The sequence below is a fragment of the Pacificoceanicola niger genome (genome assembly GCF_048553275.1).
In the GTDB taxonomy this organism is placed as follows: Bacteria; Pseudomonadota; Alphaproteobacteria; order Rhodobacterales; family Rhodobacteraceae; genus Pacificoceanicola.
The window spans coordinates 15,184-28,975 of sequence record NZ_JBLZMW010000001.1; the positions used below are offsets into that span (position 1 = coordinate 15,184).

Sequence of the window (13,792 nt, forward strand, 5' to 3'; positions counted from 1 at the left end):
GGGCGCTTAGCGCTCAGCGCTCCGCCGCGGCGCGGCTCAGCCTGTCGTTGATGGCAATGCCAAGACCGACGTGCGGGATCGGGGAGACGGCAATCGTCCGGGCGCCGGTGGCGTCGAGCCGGTGCAAGTATTCAAAGAGGTTGGCGGCGGCTTCGGTCAGGTCTTCGGAGGCCGAAAGATTGAGATCGCAGGGCATCGGGCCAAAGCCGAGCGTTGCCTCGCCCGGCTCCCATTCGGCGGCATTCAGGCGCACGCGGGCGCGCGGCGCGTAATGCGAGCGGATCTGGCCGGGAGCAGAAATCGCCTCGGTGCCCTTGCGTTCGGCCACGGGGGCCTCCAGGGCCTTGGCGATCTGATCGAGCGTGATGCCGCCGGGGCGGAGCAGCGTCGGCACACCGGTCAGGCCAAGGATCGTCGATTCGAGCCCGACCGGGCAGGGTCCGCCGTCCATCACGGCGTCGATGCGGCCATCAAGGCCGGAGAGCACATGCGCGGCGCGCGTCGGGCTGATCTGGCCGGAGCGGTTGGCGGACGGCGCGGCAACCGGGCCGTCGAACCGGCGCAGCAGGCTGCGGGCAACTTCGGAGGCAGGCATGCGCACAGCCAGCGTGTCCAGTCCGGCGGTAACAAGTTTGGAGATGCCGCTGTCCGGCTTCACCGGCAAGACCAGCGTCAGCGGACCGGGCCAGAAGGCGTCGGCGATCTTCTGTGCCGCGTCGGTCCAGTCGACCACCTGGCGGAGGCGGTCCAGATCGGCGAAGTGCACGATCAGCGGATTGAAGCTTGGGCGGCCCTTGGCCTCGTAGATGCGCGCCACGGCGTGATCCTGACGGGCGTCCGCCCCCAGACCGTAGACCGTTTCGGTGGGAAAGGCGACGAGCGCCCCGGCGTGCAGCAGATCGGCGGCCTCGGTCAGGCCGGCGGCGTCAGGCGCAAGGGTGCGTGTGGTAATCTGGCTCATGCTTCCTCGACCGGCGGGGTGTGACGCGGCGTTTCGGTTGAAGGCGCAGCCGGGGGCGATACGCTCCCGGCATCAGGACCCTTTGCTACAAGAGCATTTGTGCGTTGCCAAGTGATGAGGAGACACCATGCCGTATCGCGCCCCTTTGGATGATTACCGCCTGCTATTGAATGACGTGGTCGGGTTCGACCGTGTCACGGACACCGAGCGGTTTTCGGAAGCGACCCCCGATATGGTCGAGGCGATCCTGACCGAAGCAGGGAAGATGTGCGAGGAGGTGCTGGCCCCGTTGAACCGCGCCGGGGATCTCGATCCGGCGCGGCTGGAAAATGGCGTTATGCGGACCTCCAAGGGGTTCGCCGAAGGCTATCAGGCGATCGCGGAGGGCGGCTGGATCGGGATTTCGGCAGACCCGGAGTTTGGCGGGATGGGCCTGCCGATGTCGGTGACAACGGCGGTGAACGAGATGATGGCGGCGTCCTGTCTGGCGCTGCAGCTCAACCCGCTGATGTCGCAGGGGCAGATCGAGGCGTTGGAGAATCACGCCTCCGACGCGTTGAAGACGCTCTACCTGCCCAAGCTCATCTCCGGCGAATGGGCCGGAACGATGAACCTGACGGAGCCGCAGGCGGGATCGGACGTGGGGGCGCTGTCGTCCAAGGCGGAGCCGAATGGCGACGGCACCTATGCGATCACCGGGCAGAAAATATACATCACCTGGGGCGATAACGATTTTACCGGCAACGTCTGTCACCTCGTGCTGGCGCGACTGCCCGACGGGGTGCCGGGGACGAAGGGGATCTCGCTGTTCCTCGTGCCGAAGCTGATTCCCGATGACACCGGCGCGCCGGGTGTGGCGAATTCGCTGAAGGTTGTGAGCCTTGAGCACAAGCTTGGTCTACACGGCAGCCCGACCTGCGTGATGCAGTATGACGGCGCGAAAGGCTGGCTTGTCGGTGAGCCGCATGACGGCATGCGGGCGATGTTCACCATGATGAACAATGCGCGTCTGGGTGTCGGCGGGCAGGGCATCGGCATCGCGGAAGCCGCCTATCAGCACGCACTGGCCTATGCGAGCGAGCGCAGGCAGGGCAAGACCGAGGAAGGTACAATTATCGGCCATGCGGACGTGCGCCGGATGCTCGCCACGATGAAGGCCGAGGTTTTCACCGCACGGGCGATTGCGCTCGATTGTGCGGTGTCCATCGACATGGGCCGGGCGACCGGGGACGCGGAGTGGAAAGCGCGCGCGGCGCTGCTGACGCCGATCGCCAAGGCCTTCGGCACCGATACCGGCATCGACATGGCCTCGGTTGGCGTGCAGGTGCATGGCGGCATGGGCTTTATCGAGGAAACCGGTGCGGCGCAGTTCCTGCGCGATGTGCGAGTGACGTCGATCTATGAAGGGACCAACGGCATTCAGGCCATGGATCTTGTCGGGCGCAAGCTGATGGACGGCGGCGAGGCGGCGTTCCGGCTGCTGGATGAAATGGAGACGGCGGCGGAGGCGGCGCGCGATGCGATGCCCGCGTTGGCGGAGCCGGTCTGGCAGGCCTGCGAGACGCTGCGCGAAACGGTGGAGGCGCTTGTCGCGATGAAGCCCGCGGAGCGGTTCGCCGGGGCTGTGCCCTTCCTGCGCGGCTTTGCGCGGGTGCTGGGCGGGCATTATCACCTGAAAGCGGCGATGGCGCAGCCCGGCGGGGCGCGGGAGCGGTTGGCCTGCTTCTACATCGAGCGGCTGTTGCCGGAACATGCGGGCCTGTTTGCGCATGCCAAGGTAGGTGATGCGGGCCTGATGGCGATCACGCCGGACGATCTGGCGTCGTGATGGATGGCGCAGGCGATGTGATCCGCTACCCGTGGGAGGCGCCGCCTGCCCCGGGGCAGGCTGTCGAGATCGCGGCCGGGGTTCTGTGGCTGCGGATGCCGTTGCCGATGAAGCTCGATCACGTGAATGTCTATGCGCTTGACGATGGCGATGGCTGGACCATCGTCGACACCGGGTTTGCCGAGAGCAGGACGCGCGGCATCTGGGAGCAGGTCATGGCCGGCCCGCTCAAAGGCAAGCCGGTGCGACGGGTGATCGTCACGCATCACCACCCGGACCATGTCGGGCTTGCGGGGTGGTTCCAGTCAGAGCACGGCGCGGAGCTGATGACCACGCGCACCGCATGGCTGCTGGCGCGGATGCTGGTTCTGGACGAGGAGCCGATGCCAAGGGCCGAAACGGTGGCCTATTGGACGGGCTGCGGCATGGCGCCGGAGATGCTGGCGCGGCGGATGCAGGAGCGGCCGTTCAATTTTGCCGACTGCGTGGCGCCGATGCCGGTGGGCTATACGCGCATTCAGCAGGGCGACGTGATCACCGCCGGGGGGCGGACCTGGGATGTGCATATCGGCAACGGCCACGCGCCGGAACACGCGACGCTGTGGTCGCGCGACTGCGATCTGGTGATTGCGGGGGATCAGATCCTGCCGTCGATCAGCTCGAATCTCGGGGTCTATCCCACGGAGCCGGAGGCCGATCCGGTCGCCGAATGGCTGGAATCCTGCGAGCGGCTGAGCGGCTTGGCGCGCGAGGCGCACCTCGTTCTCGGCGGGCACAAGCTGCCCTTTACCGGCTTGCCTGCCCGGATGCGGCAGCTGATCGATAACCATCATTCGGCGCTGGCGCGGCTCGAAGCGCATCTGGTGGAGCCCAAGACAGCGGTCGATTGTTTCGGACTGCTGTTCAAGCGCAGGATCGGGGAGGCGGAATACGGTCTGGCCATGGTCGAGGCCATGGCGCACTGCCTTCACCTGTGGCACGCGGGACGGGCGACGCGGGCGCGGCGGGACGACGGGACCTGGGTTTTTCGAGCGGGTCAGCCCTGATCCCGCGACGGGACAAGTTGCATGATGATTCCGACGCTGATCAGGTAGACAGAGGTTACGACCAGCCCCCAATGCGCCCAGCTTTGCGGGTGGAAATCCACCCATGCCGCCCAGCCCGCGAAGAAGGTCCAGGCCAGCGCCATCGGCAGCGACAGACCTCGCCAGCGTTCGGTGCGCACGGGGTGAATGAACTTCAGCGGAAGGAACATCGCGACCGCGAGAACCGCGACCAGAAATAGAATCACCGGTATTTCCGGCCTGAGCGCGAAGAGCACCAGAACCAGCATGTTCCAGCAACCGGGGAACCCGTGGAACGAGTTGTCCTTGGTCTTCATCTGGCCATCGCAGAAGTACATTGCGCTGGCGAAGGTGATCACGATGATCGCGAACCAGCCGGTCCATCCCGGCAGCAGCCCCGATTGAAACAGCGCGAAGGCCGGAATGAAGACATAGGTCAGATAGTCGATGATCAGATCCAGCAGCACCCCGTCGAACCGGGGGGCGTTTGCCTTCACGTCGTATTTGCGCGCCAATGGTCCGTCGATCCCGTCCACGGCGAAGGCAACCACCAACCACAGGAACATGATGGACCATTCCTCCTTGGCCGCCGCGAGCAGGGCGAGCATGGCGAAAACGGCACCGGTGGCGGTGAACAGGTGGACGAGCAGGGCTTTGGATTGATCGCGCATGCCGGGGTGATGGCCTAAATTCGCGCCGAGCGCAATTTGGCAGGTGGTCTGGTTGGATATTTTTACAGAGAAGAAGCGCCAAGTCAGCTTGGATCGCCCACGTCGCGCATAAGGCGGGCAAGGGTGGGCAGGTCCGAGCCGAATCCCGTTTCCAGTCGGTCGGCGGCGGCCTTGCGGACGTCCGGCGTCTTGTTCTGACCCAGCTTGACGGTGCTTTGCACGGCGTCGATATGCAGGCGGAAGGGCAGGATCATGCGCAGAAAGCGCTGCGTCGTGTCCTTTGTCATCTTGTCCATGGTCCATGCCGGTTTGGGCGCGAGACGCTCTTCAAAAAAAGCGGATTGGCGGGCCAGCAGGCCCGGCAGGGTGTCCGTTGGCAGGGCTTCGAGCCTGCCGGTCAGGCGGATCGCGATGTAGTTCCAGGTCGGCACCTGATCGTCGATGCCGTACCAGTCGGGCGAGATGTAGCCGTCCGGGCCGGTCACGGTCAGGGCGGCAGGGCCGGTGGATTTGCAGATCGGATTGGAGCGGGTCAGGTGCAGGTCCGCCGACTGGCCGTCCGGAGCCAGAAGGAAGGGGATATGCGCGGTGTGTGGTATCGGATCGCCGTTGACGGCGAGCGTGCCGAAGGCGCGGCTGCGGGCGAACGCGAGCGCGTCTTCGGTGTCGGTCTGGCGGAAGGTTGGATTTGGGTGCATGCGCTCTGGCCTGGCTGTTTTGGGCGCAGCTCAGGGCTTGCCTGCCGCCGCGCCAAGGGGCGTTTTGTCGCTATACAGGCGCGCCTCAGGAGGCGAGCAGCTGCGTGGCGGTGTGTCCGGTGATCGTGGCGGTGACAATCTGGCCCACCCGCTGCGGCCTGTCGAACTGCGCTTCGGTGAATTGCTCCGTGCGGCCCATGTTGGGCGCTTCCATCAGGATCTTGTGCGTCTGGCCTGCTTGCGCGGCGAGGTGGCGCGCGACCTGCGCTTCGCCTGCGGCGCGCAGCCGGGCCGCGCGCTCTTTGATCACGCTGCCGTTCACCTTGTTCGGGATTTTCGCCGCCGGGGTGCCGGGGCGCGCCGAATAGGGGAAGACGTGCAGCCAGGTCAGGTCACAGTCGGTGACCAGCTTCAGCGAGTTCTCGAAATGCTCGTCGGTCTCCGTCGGGAAGCCCGCGATGATATCGGCGCCGAAGGTGATTTCGGGACGCACCTTGCGTGCCTCTTCGGTAAAGCGAATCGCATCGTCGCGCAGGTGACGGCGCTTCATGCGCTTGAGGATCAGGTCGTCGCCATGCTGGAGCGAAAGATGCAGGTGCGGCATCAGGCGCGGCTCGGTGGCGATGGCCATCATCAGGTTGTCGTCAGCCTCGATGCTGTCGATTGAGGAGATGCGCAGGCGCGGCACATCGGTCAGGCGCAGAATGCGCATGACCAGATCGCCAAGGCGCGGTGTGCCGGGCAGGTCGGCGCCCCAGGACGTGAGGTCGACACCGGTCAGCACGACTTCGTTATACCCCTGCTGAACCAGCCGTTTGATCTGATCGACCACCACGCCAGCGGGCACGGAGCGCGAATTGCCCCGGCCATAAGGAATGATGCAGAAGGTGCAGCGGTGATCGCAGCCGTTCTGAACCTGCACGTAGGCGCGGCTGCGCGAGCCGAAACCGTCGATCAGGTGACCGGCGGTCTCCGTCACGGACATGATGTCGTTGACCATGACGCCTTCGGTTTCGCCGATGAAATCGGGACCGAGTTTGGACCAGGTTTCCGGTGCCATCTTTTCGGTGTTGCCGATGACCGCATCGACCTCTGCCATGGCGGCGAAGCTGTCCGGGTCGATCTGGGCGGCGCAGCCGGTGACGATCACCTTTGCGTCGGGGTTCTCGCGGCGCAGGCGCCGGATTTCCTTGCGCGCCTTCGATACGGCCTCGTTGGTCACGGCGCAGGTGTTCACGATCACCGCGTTTTCGACCCCGGCCTGTTCGGCGAGGGCCTTCATGGCTTCGGTCTCGTAGGCGTTGAGGCGGCAGCCGAGCGTGGTGAATTTGGGCGGACTCATATCGAGGCCAGCCAGTCTGCGGTGAGAAGCCCGTCAAAGACATGCGCGGTGGCGCCGGTCATCCAGACGCCATCCTCGGCCCAGTCGATCCAGAGCGTGCCGCCGTCCAGATCGATTTGTACCTTGCGTCCCGTAAGCCCGCGTCGCGCGGCGGCGACGGCAGTGGCACAGGAGGAGGAGCCGGAGGCGAGCGTGAGGCCCACACCCCGCTCCCAGACGCGCATCCGGAGATGATCGGGCCCCTTCAGGCTGGCCACCTGCACGTTGGTGCGTTCGGGGTAGAGAGGGTGGTGCTCGTAGCGGGGGCCGAATTGCTCCAGAGGGATCGCCTCGGCATCGGCGACGAAGAAGGTGCAATGCGGGTTGCCCATGCCGGTGGCCGTGGGGCCACCCTCGATCGGCAGTTCCAGCGTGTCCATTGCTTCGGCCAGCGGGACATCCTGCCAGTCAAGTTGGGGATGGCCCATGTTCACGGAGGTCAGCCCGCCGCCCGCGTCCCTGGCAAGAAGCGTACCGCGTTCGGTGGTCAGGGTCAGCGCGTCCTTGCCCGTCTGATCCAGCAGGTGACGGGCGATGCAGCGGGTGGCATTGCCGCAGGCGCCGGCGGTGCTGCCATCGGCATTGTAGAACGTCAGATGGGCGTCGGCACCCTCGGCCTCGGTGATCACCGTCAACTGATCGAATCCGACACCACGATGGCGGTCGGCCACGGCGATGGCGAGCGCAGGCGTGATCTCGACGGAGCGCCCACGGGCGTCGATCACGACGAAATCGTTCCCAAGCCCGTGCATCTTCATGAAGGGCAATGCTGCGCTGCGTGTCTGTTCCATCCGGCGCATATACGCCCACGCGCGGTGCAAATCCAGAGGGTCAGGCTGAGGCTGGTCCGAGGACTTGGCGGAAGGTTGCCTCCGATGGCTCCGGACGTGGAGCAAAGCATGAAAGTCAGCAGGTTTTGGTTGGTGAATTGGCGACCGCCCGGCACGGATGCCCGACCCAGCCGGATGCAGGCCGAGGCCATCCCGCGCGGATCATCGAGCCTGCGGGGGCGCGCCGCCATGCGAGGATCTGAACGCCCGATCTCGACCAGGCGCACGCAGGGCGAAGCAGGGGCCGCACCGCAGGGCGTCCCGGAGAGGGAGGACGATTCGTGCGAGAGGCTGTGACCCGGTTCTGCCCGCAAACCAGGAGCGCGGCCGCTCACAGGGTCGGACATTTTTTTGTTGGAAATGCGTGTCTTGAAACGTGTGCGCCGACTAGTGTGACACGCCTGAGGATGCATGCCCCGAGGGAAGATTCAAAGTTCTGCGAAAAAAGTGCAGGTTGGGGTTGACCCGGTCTCAGCTTCCACTTAGAGACGCCGCCACAGTGGGCCGTTAGCTCAGTTGGTAGAGCAACTGACTTTTAATCAGTGGGTCGCAGGTTCGAATCCTGCACGGCTCACCACTGCACCAAAACGATCAAAAATGCGCTCCAGCCACGCGCCGGAGTGGTGCTTGCATTTTGTGAGCGGGGTCCGGCGTCCGCTTCGACCCGGGATTGCCTAAATCCATGGCGGTTTTCAGATCTTCCGTCACCAGAGTGTCCTGAGTCCGGAGTTGCGCAGCTGGCGGCAACGCCAGTCATCGAAGGCGTTGTGTTCGGGCATTGCGGCGCGGGCATGGGGCGATTTCCGTGAATAACTTCAGTGCAATGCGATGCCATAGGCGCTCCAAGCGCGGGCCATGATCGTCGCTGTCCCGGGGGCGGACCGTGGGGGCTATGGAGGGGCGTTCCTGACTTTGATCGCGATAAGGCTGAGTTCAAATCATATTTACACGTTATGCGTTTGCATGGATGCTCGGCGGTTGACTGGCAGACGGGTTCGGTATTCCCGCGCTGCGCCGGTCTGGTTCATTTCCGTGAGGTGACTTGCCGTGACGACAGAGCCTGATCCCGCCGCCCCGATTATGACACCCAAGAAAGGCTGGTTGCTTCTTGATGCAGCGCGCTTGCGCGATCCGCTCTGGCTGCTGCGTCTTGCTTTGGTGGTCGCGGTTCCGGCCTTGCTGTTGGGTGTCTCCGATCCCGCGTCCATGCTTGCGCAATGGGGTTTGCCGTTTGTCGGGGTCGCCGGAGCCTTGGTGGCAAACTCAACGGGAATCGGGGGCGGCGTGGTTTTTGTTCCCGCTTTCGATCATTTGGGTTTGGAAAATGAGCAGATTGTCGGGACCAGCCTTCTTATCCAGTCTTTTGGCATGTCTATGGGCGCGTTGACCTTCCTTGCCAGACGGCGGTCAGAGGGGCCGGTGCCCGGCGCATTGGCGTCGCGAGAGTATCGGGCAATCGTGTTGCTCGCGGTGATTCCATCGGTTTTGGCGGGGATCGCAGCAACCCATGCCGGCCTGCGCCCGGACCTGCCTTTGAAACTGATCTACAAGGCGATTTCCCTTTTGCTCGTTGTCTTGATCATTGGGTCGACTTTGACAAGGGCGCGGGGAAACGGGCGATTTTCACTCGGCCTCGACGGGAGCATGCTGATTTTTCTCGGGCTGATTGGCGGACTGTTTGTCGGATGGATTTCCATCGGGGTGGGGGAGCTGGTCGGAGTCTACCTCTTGTTGCGCGGATTTCGGACATCGGAAGCAATCGGATTGGCGGTGCTGATCACCGCGCTGTGCGTTCTGGCGCTGCAGGCGACGCATTTTCCTGGGCTGCCAGCGGATGTGGAATTCGGTCTCATGGTGACCCTTGGGGCGCTGCCCGGCGCGTTCTTGGCGCCGTACCTGTTGCAGCGCGTCGGGCCGGCCCGGGTGAAGGGGTTCTGTGCGTTCTGGATCCTGCTCTCGATCGCCGTGGCGTAGTGGCGATTCGATTCGGCTCAGCGATCTGTAGTGGACTGATTCGCGTTTGCCGCGAGCGGACGGCAGGGGGTGAGCGCACTTTTTAGGCGATTTCCTGCATGGCGGCTCCTGGCCCGAAGCGCGCGTCTTTGCTGTCGTGCGCGCCCCGGGTCCTGCGCGAATGGTGTGGCGGAAAAGCTCCTGATTTCGGGCCTCTGCGCGCCGGGCTACCGGGTCTCAAGACAGCAGTTTGCGGGGGATTGACCGCTGCGTAGGACCGGGGCCGCCCTCGCAATTCAGCAGGCGTGATCACGCTGTATTCACGCTTCCGCGAGAAATTTCTTTGACGGGGAAAAATTCTTATGTCTATCGTTAAGGGAGAGTAGTTCGCTAAGACTTAATAAAAAAATATATGTATTTCCGGCATGTAGCCGCAAAGACGGGAGTATTACCCATGCTCGGCGTGCCTGTTTCCACGTCTTATTCTTCCGATGATTGTGTTGAAGATCCGGTAGATTCCAGTGCGCAACGACCCGGTTCCTCTGAGTGCGGTCGCCGCGGGTCGGGGAGTGCAGCAGGTTTGGGACTGTTGCATGTCCTCAGAATTGATCCGCGGGAGGCGTTGTTTGAAACGCGTGGATTTCGCGCGCAATCAGCTGAAAAACAGAGCCGGCTTGAGGCCGCGGCGGGGGCATTTGTCTCGGGCTACAATCGGGCGTTGTTCCCGTATGAATTGAGTGGAGCGCTCGCCCCGTCGGAAGGTCCGGCGGCGTTGGCCGGGTTTCGTGTCGAGGGTGCGGCGATGGCCGTCGCGATCACCGACGCCTTTCCGTTTCGACTGATTCGGGGCCGCAGGCTTGGCGACTTCCTGGCCATTACGGCAGACAGGCATCCATATCTTGCCACCGTTGGCGCGGGATGGGCGATGGCCAAGACGCCGTGGCGCGCGCGCGCGATCCTCTCAGCCCTGGATCCGGTGTTGATGGCACTGGCCTTCGACGGGCTGGGGTTTCACGACTGCTTTTTCGATCCGCGAAAATTTGCCACCGGCGCGCCCCGCCGCCTGGAGCGGCTTGCGGGTGGTTTGGCCGGACGGTCCTGGGACCGTGGGGCGGGACGGGCGCTTTGGTTCGCGTCCGGCGGCGATGCGCGCCGCGCGTGGCGAGGCGTTCAGTCCGCAGCAGTGGCGCGTCAGGCGGACATGAGTGCGGGCCTTGGCCTTGCCATGACCTACGCGGGCGGGCTCACCGCGCGCGAGGCCGCAAGCCTCTCAGCCGATGCCGGGCCGCTTGATGTGTGGCTGGCGCAGGGGGCGGCTTTTGCGCTCGAAGCGCATGTGCGCGCGTCCACCGACACGGCGCAGACCCATGAGACCTTCACAGCGCTGAGCGGTCTTTCCGTCGAACAAGGGCTGCGGATTGTGCGACAGACCAAGCCTTCCGCGCCCGGTCCCATGGCCCCTCCGCTGGCTTGCACCCTTCACGAAACATGGCGCGAGGCGCTCGCCATGGCCCTCAGCACTAAGAGAAGGCAAACCCGATGAACCGTGATTTTTCCAAATACGCCGGTCGCATGGTGGCCGGGGGCATTGCCCTTGCCCTGTTTGCTGTCGCAATGGCTCCGAGGCTGATGCCGGTGGATGAAAGCGGCATGGCCGAACGGTTTCATTTTGTCGAGCACGCTTTGGAGCCTGCCTCCGTGCCGGGCACACGTCTGGTGCGCGAGGTGCATCCGGATTTCCGGCATATGGCGGCCTGGATCTCGTCTGTCGGGGCGAGTGTGGCGCTTGGCGATCTCGATGGGGACGGGCTTGCCAATGATGCCTGCCTCGTCGATCCGAGAAACGACAGCGTGACCCTGCGGCCGGCCAATGTGGATGCTGCGGGCGGGCCGCGCTTTGGCGCCTTTGCGCTGGCAGCCTCCCGCGCCGAGGGTGGCCCGCCGATTGCGCCGATGGGATGCTTCTTTGCCGATGTGGACGCGGACGGGCTTCAGGATGCGGTGGTCTATTACTGGGGGCGCACGCCGGTCGTGTTCCGAAATAAGGGTGGCCTGACCGCCGCCGCTTTCGAACCGCGTGAACTCGCCGCCGGCGAAGTCTGGTACTCCAATGCCGGAGTGTTCACCGATATCGACGGGGACGGCTTTGGCGACCTGGTCTTCGGCAATTACTTTCCCGATGAATCCGGCGTACTTGATCCGGAGGGATCGCGGCCGGTGGAGATGCAGCATTCCATGTCGCGGGCGTGGAATGCCGGGGTCAACCGGCTGTTCCTGAACCGGGGAGCGGCCCAGGGGAAACTTGCCTTGGAGGATGCATCGGGGGCCTTCACGGCGCAGATGGCCAATGGCTGGACGCTGGCCATGGCGGCGGCGGATCTGACAGGCGACGGGTTGCCGGAGCTTTATGTCGGCAACGATTTCGGACCCGACCGGATGCTGGTCAACCGGTCTCGCCCGGGTGCGCCGGGTTTCGAGAGCGTCACCGCCCGCCGGGGGCTGATGGACCCGAAATCGGCGGTGCTTGGCCATGACAGCTTCAAGGGCATGGGTGTGGATTTCGCAGACCTCGACGGTGATGGCCACTTCGACATCTATGTGAGCAATATCGCCGAGGAGTATGCGCTGCACGAAAGCCATTTCCTGTTCATGCATCAGCCCGGCGACGATTGGTCCCGAGGCGCTCCCTACCACAATGAAAGCGGGCGCATGGGGCTGGCGCGGTCAGGCTGGAGCTGGGACGCCAAACTTGCGGATATGGACAATGACGGACGTCTTGAGGCGTTGCAGGCTACCGGCTTTATCAAGGGCGATCCGGATCGGTGGCCCGAGCTGCACGAGCTTGCCATGGGCAATGACGAGCTGCTGCGCAATCCCGAGGTCTGGCCCGCGTTCGGTCCGGGAGAAGGCCTCTCCGGGGATCGCAGCGACGCGTTTTTCGTGCAGGATGAGGCCGGGGTCTTCCATGACATGGCCGCGGCGATTGGCCTTGGCAAGCCCTTGGTTTCACGAGGAATTGCCATAGCGGATGTCGATGGCGACGGGGATCTGGATTTTGCCGTGGCGCGCCAGTGGGACACATCGGTGCTCTATGAAAACCAGGGCGGCAAGGTCGGTCATGCGCTGATGCTTGATCTGCGCCTGACCAATGCCAATGGCACGACGCGTCCGGCCATTGGCGCGGTGGTGCGCGTGCCGATGGCAGACGGGAAACAGATGCTTGGTCTTGTCGATGGCAGCAATGGCCATTCCGGATCGCGCGCGCCGGAGGTGCATTTTGGCCTTGGGCCGACCCCACCCGAGATGCTGGAGATCGAGGTCAGCTGGCGCGGCCGGGATGGCCTGAAGCGGCGCAGTTTTCAGCTGGGGCCGGGCCGGCACAGCCTGATCCTCGACGAACTCAAGAACGCAGAACTGATCACGTCAGAGACGGAGTCCGAGCTATGAGCCTTGTTGAAACGTCCCCCCGCCTGTTCCTCGGTGACCGTTGGTACATCGACAAGCGCCTGAAAGGGTTGACCCGCTTCGCCATGGCCATCACCGCGCTGAACATTTTGGGCCATCTGTTTCTTGGTTTTGAACAGTCCTGGATCACGCCGTTTGTGGCGATTGCGGCGGCCTATGGGACGGAGTTCCTGGCGGAGACAGCACAGGCGCGGGCCGATGGCAGAGCGCCCAAGTACAAGGGTACGCCCGGCACGGTGATCGCTTTTTTCCTGTCGGCGCATATCTCCGCGCTGGCGGTGAGCATGCTGCTGTTTGCCAATGAACAGATCTGGGTCGTGGCCTTCGCGGCCTCTCTGGCGGTGGCGTCGAAATGGCTCGTCCGGGTGCCGGTGATGATGGGCGGCAAGCCAGTGCAGCGGCATGTGCTGAACCCGTCGAACTTCGGCATCACCGCGACGCTGTTGCTGTTCCCGGCGGTCGGGATCGCGCCGCCCTATATGTTTGCGGAGAATGTGACCGGCCTTGCCGATTGGCTGTTGCCGATGGTTGTCATTCTGACCGGCAGCCTGCTGAACACCAAGCTGACCGGTCGCATGCCGCTGATCCTTGCCTGGCTGGCCGCGTTTGCGTTGCAGGCCTTCATACGCAGTACGATGAACGGCACCCCGCTGCTGGCTTCGCTGATGCCGATGAGCGGTTTTGCCTTTATCCTGTTCACTTTTTACATGGTTACCGATCCGGCGACGACACCGGGCAAACCGAGTCACCAGGTGCTGTTCGCCGCTGGTGTTGCGGCGCTTTATGCGGTGTTCATGCAGCTCAATATCGTCTTTGGTCTGTTCTATGCGCTGACGCTGGTGACGGCGCTGCGCGGGGCCTATCTTTACGCTCTGACAACGATGCCGGCGCGGGACATGGCGGATGCCGGTGCCCCCGCCGTCCAGAACGCCCGGTGAGCG

The 13,792-nt window shown here is 64.1% G+C and carries 11 protein-coding genes and 1 tRNA gene; 7 read left to right on the forward strand and 5 right to left on the reverse strand.

What is annotated here, in order from left to right; genetic code table 11:
- Positions 1-13: 13 nt before the first annotated feature.
- Complete coding sequence (locus ACN2XU_RS00080) at positions 14-961, reverse strand: L-threonylcarbamoyladenylate synthase (protein ID WP_419408342.1); 948 nt, start codon at positions 959-961, stop codon at positions 14-16.
- 127 nt (positions 962-1,088) lie between these two features.
- On the opposite strand from ACN2XU_RS00080, the gene ACN2XU_RS00085 reads away from it, so the two are divergent.
- Both ACN2XU_RS00085 and ACN2XU_RS00090 read left to right on the forward strand, forming a co-directional pair.
- Entirely contained in the window at positions 1,089-2,789 is a 1,701-nt protein-coding gene (locus tag ACN2XU_RS00085) for an acyl-CoA dehydrogenase family protein (RefSeq protein ID WP_419408343.1), read from the forward strand.
- The gene (locus tag ACN2XU_RS00090; RefSeq protein ID WP_419408812.1) at positions 2,789-3,835 is read left to right on the forward strand and encodes an MBL fold metallo-hydrolase; all 1,047 of its coding nucleotides are present in this window, start codon (positions 2,789-2,791) and stop codon (positions 3,833-3,835) included. The genes ACN2XU_RS00085 and ACN2XU_RS00090 overlap by 1 nt, the downstream gene beginning before the upstream one ends.
- On the opposite strand, the gene ACN2XU_RS00095 is transcribed toward ACN2XU_RS00090, so the two are convergent.
- From ACN2XU_RS00095 to dapF, 4 genes are all read right to left on the reverse strand, one after another.
- Positions 3,826-4,524, reverse strand: coding sequence for a CDP-alcohol phosphatidyltransferase family protein (locus ACN2XU_RS00095; RefSeq protein ID WP_419408344.1), 699 nt, complete (start codon positions 4,522-4,524; stop codon positions 3,826-3,828). The genes ACN2XU_RS00090 and ACN2XU_RS00095 overlap by 10 nt on opposite strands.
- An 83-nt stretch (positions 4,525-4,607) precedes the next feature.
- Complete coding sequence (locus ACN2XU_RS00100; protein ID WP_419408345.1) at positions 4,608-5,222, reverse strand: FMN-binding negative transcriptional regulator; 615 nt, start codon at positions 5,220-5,222, stop codon at positions 4,608-4,610.
- 85 nt (positions 5,223-5,307) lie between these two features.
- Positions 5,308-6,564, reverse strand: coding sequence for a tRNA (N(6)-L-threonylcarbamoyladenosine(37)-C(2))-methylthiotransferase MtaB (mtaB, locus tag ACN2XU_RS00105; protein WP_419408346.1), 1,257 nt, complete (start codon positions 6,562-6,564; stop codon positions 5,308-5,310).
- Complete coding sequence (gene dapF, locus ACN2XU_RS00110; protein WP_419408347.1) at positions 6,561-7,403, reverse strand: diaminopimelate epimerase; 843 nt, start codon at positions 7,401-7,403, stop codon at positions 6,561-6,563. The genes mtaB and dapF overlap by 4 nt, the downstream gene beginning before the upstream one ends.
- 531 nt (positions 7,404-7,934) lie before the next feature.
- Between dapF and ACN2XU_RS00115 the strand changes: the two genes are divergently transcribed.
- The 5 genes from ACN2XU_RS00115 to ACN2XU_RS00135 all read left to right on the forward strand — a co-directional run bounded on the left by ACN2XU_RS00115 (position 7,935) and on the right by ACN2XU_RS00135 (position 13,789).
- A tRNA-Lys gene (locus tag ACN2XU_RS00115) sits at positions 7,935-8,010 on the forward strand.
- Between the two features lie 470 nt (positions 8,011-8,480).
- Positions 8,481-9,407 carry a sulfite exporter TauE/SafE family protein gene (locus tag ACN2XU_RS00120; protein WP_419408348.1) on the forward strand — a complete coding sequence of 309 codons (927 nt, stop codon included), beginning with the start codon at positions 8,481-8,483 and terminating at the stop codon, positions 9,405-9,407.
- A gap of 433 nt (positions 9,408-9,840) precedes the next feature.
- Complete coding sequence (locus ACN2XU_RS00125) at positions 9,841-10,929, forward strand: DUF1702 family protein (RefSeq protein ID WP_419408349.1); 1,089 nt, start codon at positions 9,841-9,843, stop codon at positions 10,927-10,929.
- Positions 10,926-12,833 carry a CRTAC1 family protein gene (locus ACN2XU_RS00130; protein WP_419408350.1) on the forward strand — a complete coding sequence of 636 codons (1,908 nt, stop codon included), beginning with the start codon at positions 10,926-10,928 and terminating at the stop codon, positions 12,831-12,833. Before ACN2XU_RS00125 ends, ACN2XU_RS00130 begins: the two co-directional genes overlap by 4 nt.
- Positions 12,830-13,789, forward strand: coding sequence for an enediyne biosynthesis protein UnbU (locus tag ACN2XU_RS00135; RefSeq protein WP_419408351.1), 960 nt, complete (start codon positions 12,830-12,832; stop codon positions 13,787-13,789). The genes ACN2XU_RS00130 and ACN2XU_RS00135 overlap by 4 nt, the downstream gene beginning before the upstream one ends.
- Positions 13,790-13,792: the final 3 nt, after the last annotated feature.

What these genes read in the sequence shown, in the direction of transcription:
- ACN2XU_RS00085 (WP_419408343.1), top strand. Translation starts at nt 1,089, where the DNA reads ATGCCGTATCGCGCCCCTTTGGATGATTACCGCCTGCTATTGAATGAC.
- ACN2XU_RS00095 (WP_419408344.1), bottom strand. Translation starts at nt 4,524, where the DNA reads ATGCGCGATCAATCCAAAGCCCTGCTCGTCCACCTGTTCACCGCCACC.
- ACN2XU_RS00100 (WP_419408345.1), bottom strand. Translation starts at nt 5,222, where the DNA reads ATGCACCCAAATCCAACCTTCCGCCAGACCGACACCGAAGACGCGCTC.
- ACN2XU_RS00130 (WP_419408350.1), top strand. Translation starts at nt 10,926, where the DNA reads ATGAACCGTGATTTTTCCAAATACGCCGGTCGCATGGTGGCCGGGGGC.
- ACN2XU_RS00090 (WP_419408812.1), top strand. Translation starts at nt 2,789, where the DNA reads ATGGATGGCGCAGGCGATGTGATCCGCTACCCGTGGGAGGCGCCGCCT.
- ACN2XU_RS00125 (WP_419408349.1), top strand. Translation starts at nt 9,841, where the DNA reads ATGCTCGGCGTGCCTGTTTCCACGTCTTATTCTTCCGATGATTGTGTT.
- mtaB (WP_419408346.1), bottom strand. Translation starts at nt 6,564, where the DNA reads ATGAGTCCGCCCAAATTCACCACGCTCGGCTGCCGCCTCAACGCCTAC.
- dapF (WP_419408347.1), bottom strand. Translation starts at nt 7,403, where the DNA reads ATGCGCCGGATGGAACAGACACGCAGCGCAGCATTGCCCTTCATGAAG.
- ACN2XU_RS00135 (WP_419408351.1), top strand. Translation starts at nt 12,830, where the DNA reads ATGAGCCTTGTTGAAACGTCCCCCCGCCTGTTCCTCGGTGACCGTTGG.
- ACN2XU_RS00080 (WP_419408342.1), bottom strand. Translation starts at nt 961, where the DNA reads ATGAGCCAGATTACCACACGCACCCTTGCGCCTGACGCCGCCGGCCTG.